Below are 15,253 nucleotides of genomic sequence, written 5' to 3'. Positions count from 1 at the left end.
CAAACTCACAGGCATGGCAGCAGTTGCGGCGTGCCAGCGACGCTACTGCTTGAATTCCAGCGAGAAACTGAAAGGCACCACCATCGCGCAGGGATGGCCCGCGCATCGGCCCGGCGAATATTTGGCGAGCATGAAGACAGACGCCGCCAGCTTGCCAGCCTCGCTGTCGGGACTTTCCAGCACGACGACACTCTGTGGCACGCCATTTTCGTTGACACTGACATTGGCGCGCAATACACCGGTGATGCCCGCATACGAAATCATATGGCGCATGGCGCGCGACACGAACGACAAGCCCTTTTCCGGATAGGCCGGCACATCATCATCCTGCAACAAGGGGTAGCGGCGTTTGACGAGCATTTGCTGCTCGCGTGTCAATTCGGCATACGATTTTTCCGGCGGTACGGCATGGCCGCTACTGACAACGGGCGCAATATTCGAGCCGATATATGCGTCTTTCTGCTTGATGTCATACAGCCTAGGTGTCGCAGAAGCCTCCGGCTGCTGCGTCAGCTGAAAGCTGCCATTGAAGCGTGCCTTCAGCACTTGTCCGTTCGGGTATAGTATTTCGCCGCCCCCCAGAGGATTGCCTTCGTGCCATGCGCCCCGATAGACGCCGCCCAACGCAAATGTCATGCTGCCGCTGCCTTCCGGACCATTCTGCCAGCCGCCCTCATAGCGGTCGCCATTTCGCGCTATCACCGTCACTGCACCGGCTGGCGCATCGCGCTCGAACGTGGCCGTCATCTTTGCCTTGTCCGCAAAGACGATCAGGCCAGGACCTTCAAGCATGCCGTTCCGATAGCTGCCTTGGTGCAGGCTGCCATCCGCCCACTGCGCGATACCTTCACCCTGCGGCTGGCCCTCGCTCAGCGCCCCTTCATAGCGTTCCGTTGCATTGCCGTCCTTGCTCCATTGCAAGGCACCGGGTCCGCTGGCATAGCCGTCCTTGCAGGCGCCACTCCAGTACGCCGCTTGACCGGCAACCCGCGCATGCTCGGCAACACGACAATCGGCCTTGCCGGCGTAATTGATCTCAGCGGCGCCGGCACTGGACGCACACAGCAAGACAATCAGGAAAAATAGCCTTTTCATTTCATCCTTGGAATGTTTTTGATTGCCATAGGCTAACATGCCAGATTTGATGGAAAATACGCGTTTTCTCACGCAGCGCACTGCAGCTGCCGCCGCACGCTATAGCGCAGGCAGCCTCACCAGGACCTCAAGTTCCTCCCAGCTTCCGTGCGGACCCCAGCCGGCCAGGAACGCGTCGACATCGAGCTTACTGGCAACGTCGGTCTGCGCCTCTGCTTGCTCCCACAGCGCGTCGCACTCCGAGCAGACGATCACCTGCTGCCCCGTTTTGCGGATGGTTGCGTGCAGCAGGTCGCCATATTGGCCGCAAGTCGGACACTGCATGCCGCTGTCCATGGCTACAGCTTCTGCTGGAGGAATTCGAGGAAACAGCGGATGCGCAGCGCCTGCTGCGTATTGCGCTCATACACGGCGTCGATCTGCTGGCGATAGCCGGTGTAAAACGGCTGCAGCACCTTGACCAGGCGGCCGGCCGCGATGTCAGCCTGCGTCATGAAGTCGGGCAAGCAGACGATGCCCTGGTCGTGCAGCGCCAGCTGGCGCAGCGTTTCTGCACTGGTCGCGGCCAGCGCAGGCACGGTCTGCAGGCTGTTGCCGGCAGCGTGGCGCAGCGGCCAGTGATTGCCCCGTTCATCTTGCGCAAAACCCAGCAGGGCATGGCCGGACAGCGCTTCCGGCGTGCCTGGTACGCCGTGGCGCGCAAGGTAGGCGGGCGTGGCCAGCACGTGCAGGGGACTGGCACTGAGCGCTCGCGCATGCAGGCTCGAATCGACGGGCGCGCCGATGCGAATAGCGATATCGGTGCGCTGTGCGAGCAGGTCGGCGATCTGCTCGTTGCTGCTCAGCTCCAGACGGATCTCCGGGTACATGGCGCGAAACTCGGCCACGTGGGGCACCACGCAATGGAACATGAAGGGCGAGGCGGCATCCACGCACAGGCGCCCAGCAGGCTTCTGGCGGCGGATGCGGATCGATTCCTCGACGTCTTCCATCGAGGCAAGGATGGCGCGCGCCTTGTCCAGAAATAGCTGCCCCTCTTCCGTCAGCTCCATGCGCCGCGTGGTGCGCGTCAGCAGCGAGGTAGCCAGCTTGTCTTCCAGGCGCGACAGCGCGCGGCTGACGCCCGAGGTGGTTTGCCCCAGATGCACGGCGGCCGCGCTCAGGGTGCCGCTGTCGATGACGGCGACGAAGATTTTCAGGTCGTCCGAATTGATATCCATTGCTGCCTTCTTATTGCCCACATTATTGCCCACATTATTGCCGGAATTTCACAGATCCCGGCATTATAATAGAATCGCGGCAACAATCAGGGCGATAGGCAAGATCAGGCAACGTAGAACAAAATGGCGATAAAATGACAGCTACTGCCAGCCAGCACGCATAGGTGCCAGATGCCGTGACCATGGCGCAGCTTGTGGTCGGTGGCATAGAAAACGATACCGCCCGTATAGCACAGCCCGCCGGCCACCAGCCACAGGAAACCGTTCCACTCGAGCGCCGCCAGCAGCGGCTTGATGCCGATGACGATCAGCCAGCCCATGGCCACGTAAATCACCAGCGACAGGATGCGCGCGCCTTTCGCGTACACATATTCCTGCACGATGCCAAACAGCGCCAGCGCCCAGACGACGCCGAACAGCGACCACCCCCATGGCCCGCGCAGGGTCACCAGCATGAACGGCGTATAGGTTCCCGCGATGAGCAGGTAGATGGCACAATGGTCGAGCCGCTGCAGCACAGCCTTGGCCTTGCCGCGCACGCTGTGGTACAGGGTGGAAGTGAGGTACAGGGTCAGCAGCATCGCCGCATACACGCTGCAGCTGACGATTTTCCAGGGGTCGCCCGCGCGAGCTGCGGCGGCGACCAAGATGACGCCGCCGATGGCCGCCAGCGCGGCGCCCAGCATATGGGAAATACTATTGAACCGCTCACCGTGGTACATGCTTGACCGCCCGCTGCGTTAAAAAACGCTCATCGTACACGCTTGGGGAGATCTCGGTGCGCGGTTTGCGCAAGGCAGTACCGCTAAAAACCGGGGCGCATGCAGTTGCCGCCCCGTTTATTGCGGCTCAGCCTATCAAGCCGCTTCCGCCTTCTTGCGCGCGGGACGGCGTGCCGGGGTCTTGCGCGGCGCCTTGGCCGGCTTGGCTTCCGCCACGAGCGCCACTTCCAGCGGCGCCATTTCGACGACAGGCGCCGCTTCAAGTACGGCGTCAAGCGCCTTCTTGACCGGCTTTTTCGATGCTGCCGCCTTGCGCGCCGGCGTGCGCGGCTTGGCCTTGGTCTTCGCTTCGGCAACAGTTTCGGCGACCGTTTCCACGACCACCTCGGCTACTGGCTCGGGCGCCGGCTCGGGCGCTGCTGCCACCTCGACTGCCTCGGCACGCGCTTCGCGGGCGCCATCGCCATTCTTGCGGCCACCACGGCCATTACGGCGCGAACCGCGCTTGGCGCTGCCTTCTTCTGCCACCACCTCGGTTACCGCTTCGACTACTTCCTGCGGCGCTTCCTGCGACGCTTCCGGCTGCACTTTCGGCTGTGATGCCGGCACAAACTGCTCGGTGACAGCCGCTTCGGCCTCGGCCACCGGCACGAAGGCCTGTGGCGCTTCGCCGCGGCGATGTTCATTCTGCTTGCGGCCACCACGGCTATTGCGGCGCGAATCGCGGCGGCTACCGCCTTCGCGATGGTTGCCCTCTTCCGCCGTCACGCCAGTGTCGCCACTGGCAGTGGACTCGCTGACTGTCTGCGTGTTCGCGGCAGCCGGCGCGGCTACCAGGGCGCTGCTGCGGTAGACATAGGCACCCGATTTCTCGTCGCGGCCAAATTCGAGCAAGCCGCGCGTCTGCGCTTCTTCCAGCAAGTTGCCGAAGGTACGGAAACCATAGTAAGACTCGCTGAAGTCCGGTTTGCGGCGCTTGATTGCTTCTTTCAGCATCGAAGCCCAGATCTTGCCGCTGTCGCCGCGCTCGGACACCAGCGCGTCGAAGGTTTCGACGGCCATGTCGATCGCTTCGGTCTTGCGCGACTCGTATTTTTCCTTGCGGCGTACTTCTTCGTCGGGCGAACGCTTGACGGCTGCAGCCGGGCTTTCGCGCGCATCGCGCTTGGCGGCAGTGCGGCGGCTCTCGCGCACCAGGTCATCGTAGAAAATGAACTCATCGCAGTTCGCTACCAGCAGGTCGGAGGTTGACTGCTTGACGCCCACGCCGATCACCTGCTTGGCATTTTCGCGCAGCTTCGACACCAGCGGCGAAAAGTCGGAATCGCCGCTGATGATGACGAAGGTATTCACATGCGCCTTGGTGTAGCACAGGTCCAGGGCATCGACCACCAGGCGGATGTCGGCAGAATTCTTGCCGGACTGGCGCACATGGGGAATTTCGATCAACTCAAAGTTCGCCTCATGCATGGTGCCCTTGAAACTTTTATAACGGTCCCAGTCGCAATAGGCCTTCTTGACCACGATGCTGCCCTTGAGCAGCAAGCGTTCGAGGATGGGCTTGATATCGAATTTTTCGTAGTTTGCATCTCGCACGCCGAGCGCGACGTTCTCGAAGTCGCAAAACACGGCCATGCTGAGGTTTTCTGGGGATGACGCCATAAGGGTGAATTCTCGCTCGATAATAAGGGCTGACGGAAGGCGCAACGCCTCCCTTTTCGCCTAGTATATTCGCCCATCGCCCGTTTCGGCGACAACTATCGTGCGCGGTACGCCTATTGCGCATGGTCAGCGGCGTTTGCACTGGTGCTGGCGCGTAAGCCGGCGACGCTTTCAGGGGCCGACAAGGAAAACTGAGCAGAAAACCGGGGAAACAGGGCGTAACAGGTGGAACAAGAGTAAACTAGCGGCATTCTGAAGGAGCCGTCATGTCCATATCCGCACTCACCACCGGTACCTCGGGGCTGACCGCCAACCAGCGCGCGCTGGACGTGGCCGCCAATAATATCGCCAATGCGAATACGCCGGGCTTCCAGCCACAATCGGCCAACTTCCAGGAAACCAGCCCGGCCGGCACCGGCGTCACCCTTTCCGTCGAAGGGCGCAAACTGGCCGCCAGCGAGAGCGTCAGCGGCGCCAATGCAACTGCGGCCAAGGCCGCTGAAAGCAAGCCTAACGGTGTGGGCCTGGCATCCGAACTGACGGATAACCTTGTCTACAAGGCTGGCTTCAACCTGTCGGCGAATGTCGTCAAGGCGGCCGACCAGGCCTTGGGCAGCCTGATCGACGTCAAGACCTGAACCGCGCAACTATCAACACAATAGTTTAATTTCTCCTCTCCAGCGCCAGCCAGTCGGCGACACCGGCGTTTTCCCCGCGCACATCCATAACGCCAGCCCGCGCCTGCAGGGCAAGGACGCCCTCGCCTGCCGCGCATCACTGCACGGCTTCGCGCAACAATTGCTCCCCCGAGCCAACTGCTGCACAAATGCGCGCCGATGCGGCATCAGCAAAGTCGCGCGCGAGCCCAATCTCAGGCCTTTTTCATGCAGCGCAGCATTTCGCTGTGCGAACGGACGTTTCACAAAACGGTTGACTTGTACGCTACGGCTAGGCAAACTCGCTTCGGGGAGGCAGAAAATGAATGCACATATGACAAATCGTCAGGTCGCAGCAGATCCGGAAATCATGGTCTTCAGCGATGATGAGGAAGGCAAGGACCGCCAGTTCGTCAACGCGCTGGCGCGCGGCCTGGAAGTGCTGCGTTGCTTTTGCCCCGGCGAAGTGTTCCTCTCGAACGCAGACATGGCCAAGCGCACGGGCATCCCGAAACCGACGATTTCGCGCCTCAGCTATACCCTGACCAAACTGGGCTACCTCAATTATTCGGACAATTTGGGCAAGTACCAGCTGGGCGCCGGCGTGCTGGCCCTCGGCTACCGCATGCTGTCGCACCTGGACGTGCGCAAGATGGCACGCCCGCACATGGAAGAACTGGCCGAACATGCGCAGGCCTCCGTGTCGCTGGGCACGCGCGACCGTCTCAGCATGGTCTACGTGGAGACCTGTCGCAGCAGCGCCAACGTCACCCTGCGCCTCGACGTCGGTTCGCGCATTCCCTTGATGACGACGGCCATGGGCAAGGCCCTGCTGTGCATCTTGCCGCAGGCCGAGTGCGACTATCTGATGGATCATGCACGCGTACACGACACAGAACGCTGGCCGCGCATCAAGGCCGGCATCGAGCAAGGCTTCAAGGATTACCAGGAGCGCGGCTTTTGCATCTCTGCCGGCGGATGGCAAAGTGACGTGCATGCGGTGGGCGTGCCCATGCCGGGCCTTGACGGCGAACAGGTGATGGCCTTCAATTGCGGCGGCCCCGCCTTCCTGCTATCGCGTGAAAAACTCGAATCTGACCTGGGGCCGCGCCTGGTTGCCTTGGTCAAGACAGTGGAAAAAAATCTGGGTCGCGGTTAGACTGCGCGCCCCCTCTCAACATTGCCTCCGAGGACCCCGATGATACGCGACGAAGAAACTCTGAACATTCTGCTCGACAGCATCGCCCGTTTCGTGCGCGAAGTGCTGGTGCCGAACGAGGCGCTGGTGGCCGAAACGGATACGATACCGCCCGCCATCGTGGCGCAGATGCGTGAACTGGGCCTGTTCGGCCTGTCCATCCCGGAAGCCTATGGCGGCCTGGAGCTGAGCATGGAAGAGGAAGTGCGGGTCGCCTTTGAAATCGCCCGCACTTCGCCCGCCTTCCGCTCGCTGATCGGCACGAACAACGGCATCGGCTCGCAAGGCATCGTCATCGACGGCACGCAGGCACAGAAACAGCACTACCTGCCGAAGCTGGCGAGCGGCGAGATCATCGGTTCATTCGCCCTGACGGAAGCCGATTCCGGCTCCGATGCGGCATCGCTGCGCACGAGTGCCGTGCGCGATGGCGATTTTTATATTCTCAACGGCAGCAAACGCTACATCACCAACGCGCCCGAGGCCAGCATCTTCACGGTGATGGCGCGCACGGACCCCATCAAGCGCGGCGCCTCGGCGATCTCCGCCTTCATCGTGGAAAAGGATACGCCGGGTCTTTCCCTGGGCAAAATCGACAAGAAAATGGGCCAGCAAGGCGCGCATACCTGCGACGTGATCTTTGAAAACTGCCGCGTACCGGCAGCAAACATCATCGGCGGCAAGGAAGGCGTGGGCTTCAAGACGGCCATGAAGGTACTCGACAAGGGCCGTTTGCACATCGCCGCCGTCTGCGTGGGCGCGGCCGAGCGCATGCTCGCTGACGCGCTGGCGTATGCCATGGAGCGCCAGCAGTTCGGTCAGCCTATCGCGCAATTTCAGCTGATCCAGGCCATGCTGGCCGACAGCAAGGCAGAAATTTACGCCGCGCGCAGCATGGTGCTCGACGCTGCGCGCCGGCGCGACAGGCAAGAAGACATTTCGACAGAAGCGTCGTGCTGCAAGCTGTTCGCCTCCGAAATGTGCGGCCGCGTGGCGGACCGCTCCGTGCAGATCCACGGCGGCGCAGGCTACATCAGCGAATATGCGGCCGAGCGCTTCTACCGCGACGTGCGCCTGTTTCGCATCTACGAAGGCACGACGCAGATCCAGCAAATCGTCATCGCCCGCAACATGATCAAGGCAGCGCAAAAGTGAAGCAGGCGGCGATGGATATCCCAGCCTTGCTGGCCCGCTTGCCGGCGCGCCTGTCGGCTATCCCCGCCTACTGGGCGGCGCGCGCGCCGGACGCGCCCGCGCTGCACGAGGGTGGACGGCACTGGACCTATGCGCAGTTACAGCACAGTGTGGAAAATGCAATGCAGTTGTTGCGCAAGCTCGACGTGCGCGCCGGCGACCGCCTGATGGTGGTGGGCGAAAACGGCGCGCTGCAAGTGGCGCTGATCTTCGCGGCCGCCAGTATCGACGCCTGGATCGTCAACGTCAATGCGCGCCTGTCGGCACGCGAGATCGACACCATCGCCACGCATTGCTCGGCGCGGCGCGTGCTGTTCCTGGCCGGCGCCTCGCCGGAAGCGGCCGCGCATGCGGCGCGCCACGCTGCGACCCCATGCCGGGTCGATGGCATGGGAGAGCTGCTGGCCGGTGGCTTGAGCGACACAGCCATCGCCGAAGCCTGCGTGACCGGCAATGAACAGGTGGCCGCGCTGATCTACACGACGGGCACGACGGGACAATCGAAGGGCGTCATGCTGACGCACCGCAATCTGCTGTTCATTGCTGCCGTCTCAAGCACATTGCGCGGCTTGACGCCCAGTGACCGCGCCTACGGCGTGCTGCCGATTTCGCACGTGTACGGTCTGGCCTCGGTTGCACTGGGCACGCTGTATGCGGGCGCGGCGCTGTATCTGGTGCCGCGCTTTTCCGTCGACGCGCTGCTGGGCGCGCTGAAAAGCGAGGCATTGACCATCGTGCAAGGCGTGCCCGCGATGTACGCCAAGCTGCTGCAAACCCTGGGCGGCGCCGACACGCCGCTGCCCACCCGGCTGCGCTTCGCGTATGCGGGCGGCTCGCCGCTGGCACCATCACTCAAACACGACGTCGAAAAACTGCTGGGCACCGCGCTGCACAACGGCTACGGCATGACGGAAAGCGCGCCCACCATCAGCCAGACGCGGCTCGACGCGCCGCGCCAAGACAGTTCCGTCGGCACGCCGATTCCGGGCGTGGAAGTGCGCGTGGTGGACGTGGCCGGCGCGGACGTGGCGCCGGGCGAAGCGGGCGAACTGTGGGTACGCGGACCGAACGTCATGGCCGGCTATTACCGCGAACCTGCCTTGACGGCGGCGACCATGCGCGATGGCGGCTGGCTCAACACGGGCGACATGGCGCGCCAGGAGCCGGACGGCGCCCTGTTCATCGTGGGCCGCACCAAGGAGCTGATCATCCGTTCCGGCTTCAATGTGTATCCGCTGGAAGTGGAAACCGCTCTCAACGCGCATGCTTGCGTGGTGCAGTCGGCTGTGGTGGGACGCACCCTGGACGATGGCAACGAAGACGTCATCGCCTATGTGGAACTGGACCCGCAGCACCCCGTGACGCTGCAGGCTTTGCACGATTACCTGGCGCAGACCCTGTCGCCTTACAAACGCCCGTCGGCCATCATCGTCATGGACGCGCTGCCAGCGGCCGCCACGGGCAAGATTTTAAAGGGCCAGTTGCGGCTACTGGCACAGAACAGACAGTAAATTTTCCATTGCAGTTGCTTTCAATAGACCCGACAATAAAACCCAGGCGGGTAGCTTTGCCGGCACCGATCCTGGCGCTGGCAAACCGAGTCACATCACCGGAGGAGACACGATGAAACGCAGATACACACGCATCGCCATGGCAGCGCTGCTTGCCAGCGCCTCGATGACGCACGCCAGCGCCGACGAATTCCTGGTCGGCGCGGAAATTCCCCTGACGGGCAACCTGGCCAGGGTCGGCGCCGGCATGCAAGAAGGCATCATGGTGGCAGCCGAGGTATTTAACAAGAGCAATGGCAAGCACACCATCAAGGTCATCACCATCGACGACGAATCGGCGCCCGCCAAGGCCATCGCCGCCGTGGAAAAACTGGCCAGCCAGGGCGTGGTGGCCATCACGGGCGGCTATGGCTCAAACAATATCTCGCCTGCCTCGGATACGGCGAACAAACTGGGCCTGGTCTACATCACCTCGGGCGGCGTGGACGACAGCTTGGTGACCAGCGGGCGCAAGAATTTTTTTCGCATCAATAACACAGCCGGCTACGAAAAGGCCATGCTGGGACTGTTACAGGACGTGGGCGCCAAATCCGTCTCCATCGTCTATTCGACCAAGGATGCCACCACGGGCCTGGCGAAAGACGTGGAAAAGGCCCTGGCCGCCAGGGGCGTGAAGGTGACGACGCACTCGTTCGACCCAGCCATTACCGACTTCAAGCCCATCATCAACAAGATCAAGCTGCAGGATAAATCAGAAGTGGTGGCCATGGTCGGCTATGAAAACGACTACGTGGGCATCATCCGCGCAGCCCGCGTGCTCAAGCCAAAAATCAAGGCCATGGTGGGCGTGTGGTCGCTGGCCACGCCGAAGATGGCGGCCGACTTCCCTGAGCTGATGCCAAATGTCTTCGGTACGGCCTTGCTGCCCTTCCCCGCCGACTTCAAGACAGCCGACGGCATGACTTTCAACGACGCCTACAAACAGCTGTACAAGAAGGAACCCGATTACCTGGGCCAGTTCGGCTATGTGCAATCGATGCTGCTGTTCGAGGCGATCGCGCGCGCGGCCGACAAGGGCACGCTCAAGAAAGGCGGCGTGGCCGAGGAAATGCGCAAGACAGACCGCGAAACGCTGATCGGCCGGGTGCAGTTTTCCGCCAATGGCGACAACCCGAACTTCGTGCATCGCATGGCGCAGCACCAGGACAAGAAGGTGGTCATCGTCTGGCCAAAAGAACACGCCACGGGCAAGCTGGCCTATCCAGCCCTGCCCTGGTAAGCGGCAGCCTCCCCCTGCACACGCGCACGCCCGCCGGGCGTGCACCGATGAACGGCATCGCTGATGCATCCGTGGCGATGCAAGCGGGATGCCTGACGGGACGACGACATGACAGAATTAATCTTGCAAGCGCTGTATTCGGGCTTGCTGCAGGGCGGCTCCTACGCCCTGATCGCACTGGGACTGGCGCTGGTCTTCGGGACCATGAAGGTGATCAACCTGGCGCACGGTGAACTGGTGCTGCTGGCCGCTTACATTGCCTACAGCGTGGAGTCTGGCCTGGGGCTCGGCCCCATGTTCGCCATTCCCATCGCGCTGGTGATCGTCAGCCTGGCGTCCGTGGGCGTCTACCTGATAGTGAGCCGCATCCAGAAAGACCGCGAAATCAATTCGCTGATCCTCACCTACGGCATCGGCGTCATTCTCACCAATGGCATCTTGCTGGTGTGGAAGGCGGACATCCGCTCGACCTCATCGAGCTGGCTACAGGAGGGCATCGAGATCGGCCCGTTTTTCAGCATGCGCAGCGAAGTGATTTTCTTCGGCGTCAGCCTGGTGCTGATGGCGGCGCTATGGCGCTGGCTCGCCACCAGCTGGTATGGCCGCGCCGTGCGAGCCGTTTCCAGCAACCGCGACGCAGCCAAGCTGATGGGCATTGACCCGGGCCGCACGGAACTGGTCTCCTTCCTCGTGGCCGGCATCCTGGCCGCCTTCGCCGGTGTCGCCCTGTTCAGCTATGGCGTGATCCAGCCGGCCTACGGCGGCGCGCTGACGGTAAAAGCGTTCATCATCACGGTATTGGCCGGCATCGGCTCGATCCCCGGTGTGCTGATCGCCGCCGTGCTGCTGGGCGTGGCAGAAGCGCTGACCGTCACCCTGGCCAGCTCCGCGCTGCAGGAATTGTCCGGTATGGTGCTGTTCCTGCTGGTGTTGTTCATCATGCCCAATGGTTTGTTCGGCGCACAACGGAGGCGCGGATGAAGCGCTCGACACTGATTTCAACAGCCAGTTTGCTGCTGGCCGCGTACATTGCCGTACCGCTGGCCCTGGGCGGCAACCAGTATGTGATGAGCATGGTGGTGGCGGCCCTGATCATCGGCGGCGTGGCCATGTCCTGGGCCCTGCTGGGCAACTTGGGCGGCATGGTCAGCTTCGGCCATGCCGCCTTCTTCGGCGTGGGCGCGTATGTCTCGGCCCTCACTAGCGTGAAACTGGGCTTGCCCGTGTTACCGGCCATGCTGCTGGGCGGCGCGGGGGCAGCCATCGCTGCCGTCATCATGCTGCCCGTGCTGCGCCTGCGCGGGCCGTATTTTGCGCTGGCCATCCTCGCCTACGCGCATATCTTCCGCATCCTCGCCACGCAATGGAGTTCGGTCACGGGCGGCGCCGGCGGCATCAACAACATCCCCACCCTGCCAACCGTTCTCGGCTTCGATTTATCCAGCAAGACGGGTGCCTACCTGGTGGTGCTGACGCTGGTGGTAGCCTGCGCCTTCGCCTACAGCCGCATCCGCGCCAGCCACTACGGCATCGCCCTGCGCGCCATGCACGACAGCGAAGACGCCACGCGCGTCGTCGGCGTCAACAGCACCTTGCTGAAAGGCGCCATGCTGCTGGTGTCAGCCTTCATGGCGGGCCTGTTCGGCGCCTTCAACGCCCACTACATCAACTTCCTGGAACCGGACTATGCCTTCAGCAGCCTGTGGGTGACCTTGCCCATCGTGGCGGCCATCTTCGGCGGCTACCGCACGCTGCTCGGCCCCGTGCTGGGCGCCGTGGTGGTCTACCTGGTCGACCAGCTCATTTTCAAAGCACTGATCCCCACGGGCCACCAACTGGTGCTGGGCGTGCTGCTGGTGACGATGATCGTTTTCAGTCCGAACGGCCTGCTGCCGCTGCTGAAAAAGTGGCTGAAGAAAGTGCCGGTCAAGGAAAAAGCGAAGGAGAAAGCACATGCTTGAACTCGATAATGTCTCGGTGCGCTTCGGCGGCCTGACGGCCGTCGATTGCGTCACCTTGAAAGTGGGCAGCCACGACGTGATAGGCCTGGTGGGCGCGAATGGCGCCGGCAAGACCACGCTGTTCAATGCGATCTCGGGCCTGGTGCGCCCCACCAGCGGCAGCATCCGCTTCGAGGGACGCGACATCATGGCCACCCCCATGTACCAGCGCGCGCGACTGGGACTGGGCCGCACCTTCCAGATTCCGCAACCGATGCATGAATTGACAGTGCGCGAAAACCTCATCGTGGCACAGCGCTTCGGCACCGGCACGGTGGACATGCGCAAGATCGATGAAATACTCGAATTCACCAGCCTGGCGGACAAGGCCGGGCGCGACGCGGCCAGCGAACTGGCGCTGACGGAGCTCAAAGCACTGGAAGTGGCCAAGGCCTTGGCCACCAATCCGAAACTGCTGCTGCTCGATGAAGTGCTGGCGGGCCTGGAAACGAACGGCAAGCGCCGCTTCATGGGCATGCTGAAGGATTTGCATGCCGCCTTTGGCGTGGGCATCGTCATGATCGAGCACGACATCGAAACGATCAGCAATCTGTGCCAGCGCGTCGCTGTGCTCAATTTTGGTCAATTGATCGCCGACGGCACGCCCGACGCGGTCTTCCGCGATGCGGCCGTCATCGAAAGCTACACGGGAGCCGCGCATGCTTGAACAAATGCTTGAAGCGACAGCTGAAACGATGCCTGAGACGATGCTCAAGATAACAAACCTGCGCGCCGGCTATGGCGCCATCAATGTGCTGTGGGATGTGTCACTGTCCGTCCAGAAGGGCAAGCTCACTACCATCATCGGCCCGAATGGCGCCGGCAAGACCACCGTGCTGCGCGCCATCATGGGCCTACTGCCGGTGAGCGCGGGCAGCATTGCGCTCAACGGCAGTAGTATCAACGGCACGCCCACCTGGAAGATGAGCGACGCGAAAGTCACCATGATCCCTGAGGGGCGCATGACGTTTCGCGACATGAGCGTGGAAGAAAACCTGATCATGGGCGCCTTTCCGAAGGAGCATCGCAGCCACATGCCAGCCCGCCTGGCCGAGGCCTATGCCATGTTCCCGCGCCTGCACGAACGGCGCCGGCAGCTGGCCGGGTCACTGTCCGGCGGCGAGGCGCAGATGCTGGCCATGGCGCGAGGATTGATGTCGGACCCGTCGCTGCTGATCATCGACGAGCCTTCGCTGGGACTGGCGCCGCTGGTGGTCAACGAACTGTTCGACATCCTCGCGCGCCTGAAAGACGGCCGGCGCACCATCATTCTCGTCGAACAGAATACGGCGCGCGCCGTGGGCGTGGCAGATCACGTCTACCTGATGCAAAGCGGCACAGTGGCGCTGTCGCAAAAAGCTTCCGAGGTCAACCTCGATCATTTACATGCGCTATATTTTGCACGCTGAATGACAACAGCCGCACGCAGTTGATCTCCGTTGGCGTCAGTCGTCATCGTCGTCGGCCAGCTTGTCAAACGCCAGCAGCGCACTTTTGCCAAGTCCGGCCGTCACGAAGGGATCGTCGGCCGCAAGGCGGCCCGTATCGACCAGCATGCGCAGCTTGCTCAAGCGCTCGCCCAGCGCCAGCGCTTGCGCCTGCGGATCGGCATCGGTGTGGGCATCGGCGTCGACATCGACGCCCGCCTGCTCGATCGCGCGGGTCACGGAGGCGGGAAACTCCCATAATTCGGCGATCCGCACCGACAAGATACGCGCTTGCGCAAACACCTGGGCAATGAAGGCGTCCGATTGCGGAAAGGCATCGGGCGCGTGCATCTGGTCGATCAGGCGGAACGCCACCACCAGGCCGACATTGGCCATCAGTCCCGCGAGATAGGCGTCGAAGGCGTTTGCCTGCATGGCCGGCGCGAGCAGGTTGGCCGCCAGCGCGCATTTCTCGGACTGGCGCCAGATCAGCGGCGCCGTGCGCACGGTCAGCCCGCCGCTTTGCATGCTGACGATGGGACGAAAGGCGACGCGGGCGAGCAGCATGCGCACGCCGTTTTGCCCGAGCAGCATGATGGCGCCTTCCATATTGTTGATCGACGGGCTGGTGTTGTAGCGCGACTGGTAGCAGGGCCTGTTTGCTTCGCGGTAGACCTCGGCGACCAGCAACACGTCCTGCGCCAACTGGCGCGACAGCTCGGCCGCATTCATGTTTTCCTCTTGCAAGGTGCGCATCAACTGCGGAATGATGGCCGGAATGCGCGGTATCAGCGCAGCGCCGGCGATCGGTTCACGCGCCAGGCGCATCAATTCATCCAAAATCTGCTGTTCGGCCTGCTCCGGCGCCTGCGTCGCACCCACGGCCGCCAGCCAGCGGTAGTAGATGGCATCGATTTCGCTGATGGAGGCTGGCTGGCGTGTGATGTCGGGCGCCGCTGCAGATGCAGCTACTGCCACTGGCGCAGGCTTGTTTTTTTCGTCGCCGCCGTTGAGTAATTTTCCTATCCAACCCATTTTGTCGTTCTAACTCTTTATCCATCATTATCGCGCAATCCGCCCCGCAATTTTACTTGATGACAGCCGCGCTGGTGCGGCGAATGTGACCGGCCTTGTGCACCTGCGGCAAAGTGCTACAGTGGCGCCGTCTCGGCGTCTCCTGCTTTGCAAGGCCCCGCCTGTACGATGCAGTCCTGGCGCGCCGCGTGACGATCGTGCGCGACACGCCGCACGTCGACACGCGCCGGCGCATGCTGGCGCATTTATTCCAG

General features: G+C 62.4%; 15 protein-coding genes. 9 read left to right on the top strand and 6 right to left on the bottom strand.

Features of this window, described 5'->3' with window-relative positions; translation table 11 throughout:
* Positions 1-42: 42 nt before the first annotated feature.
* The 5 genes from H4V96_RS08420 to H4V96_RS08400 all read right to left on the bottom strand — a co-directional run bounded on the left by H4V96_RS08420 (position 43) and on the right by H4V96_RS08400 (position 4,699).
* Positions 43-1,095 carry a hypothetical protein gene (locus H4V96_RS08420; protein ID WP_196856010.1) on the bottom strand — a complete coding sequence of 351 codons (1,053 nt, stop codon included), beginning with the start codon at positions 1,093-1,095 and terminating at the stop codon, positions 43-45.
* A gap of 99 nt (positions 1,096-1,194) precedes the next feature.
* A complete protein-coding gene (locus tag H4V96_RS08415; RefSeq protein WP_196856011.1) occupies positions 1,195-1,431 on the bottom strand; it encodes a hypothetical protein in 237 nt (78 codons plus the stop codon).
* 2 nt (positions 1,432-1,433) lie between these two features.
* The gene (locus tag H4V96_RS08410) at positions 1,434-2,315 is read right to left on the bottom strand and encodes a LysR family transcriptional regulator (RefSeq protein WP_196856012.1); all 882 of its coding nucleotides are present in this window, start codon (positions 2,313-2,315) and stop codon (positions 1,434-1,436) included.
* A 104-nt stretch (positions 2,316-2,419) separates the two neighbouring features.
* On the bottom strand, positions 2,420-3,037 hold the full coding sequence (locus tag H4V96_RS08405) for a hemolysin III family protein (RefSeq protein ID WP_010397187.1): 618 nt from the start codon (positions 3,035-3,037) through the stop codon (positions 2,420-2,422).
* Between the two features lie 135 nt (positions 3,038-3,172).
* Complete coding sequence (locus H4V96_RS08400; protein WP_029496328.1) at positions 3,173-4,699, bottom strand: NYN domain-containing protein; 1,527 nt, start codon at positions 4,697-4,699, stop codon at positions 3,173-3,175.
* A 266-nt stretch (positions 4,700-4,965) separates the two neighbouring features.
* Between H4V96_RS08400 and H4V96_RS08395 the strand changes: the two genes are divergently transcribed.
* The 9 genes from H4V96_RS08395 to H4V96_RS08355 all read left to right on the top strand — a co-directional run bounded on the left by H4V96_RS08395 (position 4,966) and on the right by H4V96_RS08355 (position 13,946).
* Entirely contained in the window at positions 4,966-5,337 is a 372-nt protein-coding gene (locus H4V96_RS08395; protein WP_196856013.1) for a flagellar basal body protein, read from the top strand.
* A gap of 352 nt (positions 5,338-5,689) precedes the next feature.
* A complete protein-coding gene (locus H4V96_RS08390; protein WP_196856014.1) occupies positions 5,690-6,514 on the top strand; it encodes an IclR family transcriptional regulator in 825 nt (274 codons plus the stop codon).
* Positions 6,515-6,553: 39 nt separating this feature from the next.
* Entirely contained in the window at positions 6,554-7,708 is a 1,155-nt protein-coding gene (locus H4V96_RS08385; protein ID WP_196856015.1) for an acyl-CoA dehydrogenase family protein, read from the top strand.
* Positions 7,709-7,719: 11 nt separating this feature from the next.
* Entirely contained in the window at positions 7,720-9,258 is a 1,539-nt protein-coding gene (locus H4V96_RS08380; RefSeq protein WP_196856016.1) for an AMP-binding protein, read from the top strand.
* 139 nt (positions 9,259-9,397) lie between these two features.
* On the top strand, positions 9,398-10,537 hold the full coding sequence (locus H4V96_RS08375; RefSeq protein ID WP_261981091.1) for an ABC transporter substrate-binding protein: 1,140 nt from the start codon (positions 9,398-9,400) through the stop codon (positions 10,535-10,537).
* Positions 10,538-10,645: 108 nt separating this feature from the next.
* The gene (locus tag H4V96_RS08370) at positions 10,646-11,518 is read left to right on the top strand and encodes a branched-chain amino acid ABC transporter permease (RefSeq protein WP_070346950.1); all 873 of its coding nucleotides are present in this window, start codon (positions 10,646-10,648) and stop codon (positions 11,516-11,518) included.
* Positions 11,515-12,498, top strand: a complete 984-nt coding sequence (locus tag H4V96_RS08365) for a branched-chain amino acid ABC transporter permease (RefSeq protein ID WP_010397167.1) — start codon at positions 11,515-11,517, stop codon at positions 12,496-12,498. The genes H4V96_RS08370 and H4V96_RS08365 overlap by 4 nt, the downstream gene beginning before the upstream one ends.
* A complete protein-coding gene (locus H4V96_RS08360; RefSeq protein WP_010397165.1) occupies positions 12,491-13,204 on the top strand; it encodes an ABC transporter ATP-binding protein in 714 nt (237 codons plus the stop codon). The genes H4V96_RS08365 and H4V96_RS08360 overlap by 8 nt, the downstream gene beginning before the upstream one ends.
* 40 nt (positions 13,205-13,244) lie before the next feature.
* On the top strand, positions 13,245-13,946 hold the full coding sequence (locus H4V96_RS08355; protein WP_029496327.1) for an ABC transporter ATP-binding protein: 702 nt from the start codon (positions 13,245-13,247) through the stop codon (positions 13,944-13,946).
* 36 nt (positions 13,947-13,982) lie between these two features.
* On the opposite strand, the gene H4V96_RS08350 is transcribed toward H4V96_RS08355, so the two are convergent.
* Entirely contained in the window at positions 13,983-14,999 is a 1,017-nt protein-coding gene (locus tag H4V96_RS08350) for an HDOD domain-containing protein (protein ID WP_196856017.1), read from the bottom strand.
* Between the last annotated feature and the right edge of the window lie 254 nt (positions 15,000-15,253).

Origin of the sequence: Janthinobacterium sp. CG_23.4 (assembly GCF_029892305.1) — a bacterium.
In the GTDB taxonomy this organism is placed as follows: Bacteria; Pseudomonadota; Gammaproteobacteria; order Burkholderiales; family Burkholderiaceae_D; genus Janthinobacterium; species Janthinobacterium lividum_D.
The sequence above is the reverse complement of the archived record's forward strand: the minus strand, read 5'-3'. Positions and strand labels throughout refer to the sequence as shown.

Bases quoted from the DNA above. Each gene is read 5' to 3' on its own strand.
- H4V96_RS08420 (WP_196856010.1), bottom strand. From the start codon at position 1,095: ATGAAAAGGCTATTTTTCCTGATTGTCTTGCTGTGTGCGTCCAGTGCC.
- H4V96_RS08415 (WP_196856011.1), bottom strand. From the start codon at position 1,431: ATGGACAGCGGCATGCAGTGTCCGACTTGCGGCCAATATGGCGACCTG.
- H4V96_RS08410 (WP_196856012.1), bottom strand. From the start codon at position 2,315: ATGGATATCAATTCGGACGACCTGAAAATCTTCGTCGCCGTCATCGAC.
- H4V96_RS08405 (WP_010397187.1), bottom strand. From the start codon at position 3,037: ATGTACCACGGTGAGCGGTTCAATAGTATTTCCCATATGCTGGGCGCC.
- H4V96_RS08400 (WP_029496328.1), bottom strand. From the start codon at position 4,699: ATGGCGTCATCCCCAGAAAACCTCAGCATGGCCGTGTTTTGCGACTTC.
- H4V96_RS08395 (WP_196856013.1), top strand. From the start codon at position 4,966: ATGTCCATATCCGCACTCACCACCGGTACCTCGGGGCTGACCGCCAAC.
- H4V96_RS08390 (WP_196856014.1), top strand. From the start codon at position 5,690: ATGACAAATCGTCAGGTCGCAGCAGATCCGGAAATCATGGTCTTCAGC.
- H4V96_RS08385 (WP_196856015.1), top strand. From the start codon at position 6,554: ATGATACGCGACGAAGAAACTCTGAACATTCTGCTCGACAGCATCGCC.
- H4V96_RS08380 (WP_196856016.1), top strand. From the start codon at position 7,720: ATGGATATCCCAGCCTTGCTGGCCCGCTTGCCGGCGCGCCTGTCGGCT.
- H4V96_RS08375 (WP_261981091.1), top strand. From the start codon at position 9,398: ATGGCAGCGCTGCTTGCCAGCGCCTCGATGACGCACGCCAGCGCCGAC.
- H4V96_RS08370 (WP_070346950.1), top strand. From the start codon at position 10,646: ATGACAGAATTAATCTTGCAAGCGCTGTATTCGGGCTTGCTGCAGGGC.
- H4V96_RS08365 (WP_010397167.1), top strand. From the start codon at position 11,515: ATGAAGCGCTCGACACTGATTTCAACAGCCAGTTTGCTGCTGGCCGCG.
- H4V96_RS08360 (WP_010397165.1), top strand. From the start codon at position 12,491: ATGCTTGAACTCGATAATGTCTCGGTGCGCTTCGGCGGCCTGACGGCC.
- H4V96_RS08355 (WP_029496327.1), top strand. From the start codon at position 13,245: ATGCTCAAGATAACAAACCTGCGCGCCGGCTATGGCGCCATCAATGTG.
- H4V96_RS08350 (WP_196856017.1), bottom strand. From the start codon at position 14,999: ATGGGTTGGATAGGAAAATTACTCAACGGCGGCGACGAAAAAAACAAG.